Origin of the sequence: Roseburia zhanii (assembly GCF_014287635.1) — a bacterium.
GTDB lineage: Bacteria > Bacillota > Clostridia > Lachnospirales > Lachnospiraceae > Roseburia_B > Roseburia_B zhanii.
Genome location: NZ_JACOPH010000043.1, coordinates 1 through 2,696, shown reverse-complemented (window position 1 = coordinate 2,696; position 2,696 = coordinate 1). Strand labels below are relative to the sequence as shown.

The 2,696-nt window shown below is 45.2% G+C and carries 2 protein-coding genes; both read left to right on the top strand.

Annotated features, from left to right (window positions below):
* Positions 1-603: CD1107 family mobile element protein (locus H8S17_RS15835; RefSeq protein WP_186867874.1), on the top strand; the 603-nt coding region annotated here is incomplete at its 5' end.
* Between the two features lie 2 nt (positions 604-605).
* The coding region (locus H8S17_RS15830; protein ID WP_186867873.1) for a DNA topoisomerase 3 at positions 606-2,696 on the top strand (2,091 nt) is incomplete at its 3' end.

Here is a 2,696-nt window from a genome sequence, read left to right as displayed (position 1 = left end):
AAGGAATTTTACACAATCCAGACTGCATCAGAAAAGGTATTTTATCTTGTGATTGATCGTGATGGGGAAGATGAAAAGGTGTATTTCCTTACAGAAGTCAGTGAAAACGACCTGCTGAATACCACAACGGATAACAGCGAGACACTTCCGAAAAATTCAGCGGCATTGGAATCTGCAATCCCTACCAAAGACAGCGCATTATCAGACAATAATGCTGATACCACAGGAGATAAAACACAGGGAGCAGAAAGTGTTGAGGACAGCACCGAAGATAGCACGGAAGATACAAGTGAGCCGAAAGAGGATACCGCAAAAGCAGATGGTTCCGGCTTTACATATATTTTAATGGGCATTGCTGCGGTAGCTGTGATCGGAGTGGTATGTGTTGTGAAATCCAAGAAGAAAAAGGAAAACTTCATTGATGAGGATGAAGATGAGGACGAGCTTGACGAGGACTACGATTATGATGACGAGGAAGAAACCGAGCAGGATTCCGACGAAGCATTCATAAATGGTGGTGATGATACAGAATCAGTAGACACAGACGAGAATGACAATGAAGATAACAACAACGAGAATGATGAAGAAAATGGGGAGGAATAGAGATGGAGCTTGTAATTGCAGAGAAGCCGAGTGTGGCACAGAGCATTGCGGCAGTTCTTGGTGCCACACAGCGTAAGGACGGATATTTGGAAGGCAATGACTATCTGGTATCATGGTGTGTGGGACATCTGGTAGAACTGGCACAGCCGGAAAGCTATGAGGAAGCATGGAAGAAATGGAGCTATGAGAGCCTTCCGATCATTCCGCAGGAATGGCAGCATGAAGTGAAAAGTGATACAAAAGCACAGTATCAGATTTTGAAAAAGCTCATGCATGATGACAGGGTAGATGCTGTTGTGTGTGCAACCGATGCCGGAAGGGAGGGTGAGCTGATCTTTCGCCTGACCTACAACATGGCAGGGTGCAGAAAACCGATGAAGCGGTTATGGATTTCTTCCATGGAGGAAAGTGCTATCCGTGACGGCTTCCATAATCTTCGCCCAGGCAGCGACTATGATAACTTGTATCATTCAGCATTATGCAGGCAGGAAGCAGACTGGCTTGTGGGTATCAATGGGACAAGACTTTTTACGGTATTATATGGCGGTAAGGCATTGAAGGTTGGCAGAGTGCAGACACCGACACTTGCCATGCTGGTGGATCGTGAAAGTAAAATCATGAATTTCAAGAAAGAAGCCTATTATATGGCTCACATCATGGGAAATGGTCTGGATGCGGTATCAGAGCATATCAGTGATAAAACGGAAGCAGAGAGGATTGCAGGAGCCTGTGAAAACGGACAGGCTCTTGTCACTTCCGTGGTAAAGGAAGAAAAGTGGGTAGCACCGCCGAAGCTCTATGACCTTACAACACTCCAGAGGGATGCAAACCGTCTGTTTGGTTTTACTGCCAAGCAGACATTGGAATATACGCAGAGCCTTTATGAGAAAAAGTTGGTGACTTATCCAAGAACAGACAGCCAGTATCTTTCCGATGACATGGAAGGTACTGCAAAAAATGTGATCGAAGCGATTTTCAATTCTCTGTTATTTGAGCAGAATATCATGTTCAATCCAGATATTAAGCGGATTTTGAACAGCAAGAAAGTGACGGACCACCACGCAATCATTCCTACCATGGAGATCATCAAGCAGGACTTAAAGGCAATCCCGGAGAGCGAAATGAAGATACTTTCCCTTTGTGCAAACCGTCTGCTGTGTGCGACCGGGGAGAAGCACATTTATAATTCCACAAAGGCAGTGATTACCTGCAACAATACTGTATTTAAGGTATCCGGCAAGGAAGTGTGGAAAAATGGATGGAAGGAATTTGAGGATTTCTTCAAAAATTCCTATAAAACCGCAGAGGATAAATCGGATGCAGAGGAAGAAAAGAAGCTGCCGGAGCTTCGTGAGGGCATGATGATTGCAGTGGAGCAGACAAAGGTTTCCAAGCATTTCACACAGCCGCCAAAACATTACACTGAGGACAGCCTGCTGTCCGCCATGGAGCGAGCCGGAGCAGAGGATATGGGCGATGAAGTGGAGAGAAAAGGACTTGGCACACCTGCCACCAGAGCTGACATTATTGAAAAACTGGTAAAAGACGGATTCGTAAAGCGTGAGAAAAAGCAGATGATTCCGACAGAGGATGGAATGAAGCTGATCACGATACTTCCAGATGTAGTAAAATCTCCGAAACTGACCGCTGACTGGGAGAATGAGCTTACTCTTGTATCCAAAGGAGAAGTTGCTGCGGAACAGTTTATGTCTGGTATTGAAGCAATGGTAACTGATCTTGTAAAGACCTATCACAGCGTTAGTGATGAACATAAAGCCATGTTTGGCACAGGCAAGGGTGGACAGGAAGTGCTAGGCAAATGCCCGAAGTGCGGTGCTGATGTAGTCAGGGGAAAATTCGGAGCGTACTGTACCGGGAAGTGCGGTATGAATGTCGGCAAGGCACTTGGGGTAACACTTTCCGATACACAGGTCAAGAGCCTGCTTCAAGGGAAAAAGATACTTGTAAAAGGATTAAAAGGCAAGAAGGGTAGCTATGATGCGTACCTGATTCCAGAGAGTGTACAGGAATTTTCCTATACGAAAGATGGTAAAGAAATCAAGGGATTCCAGTATAAGTTTAAGATGGAATTT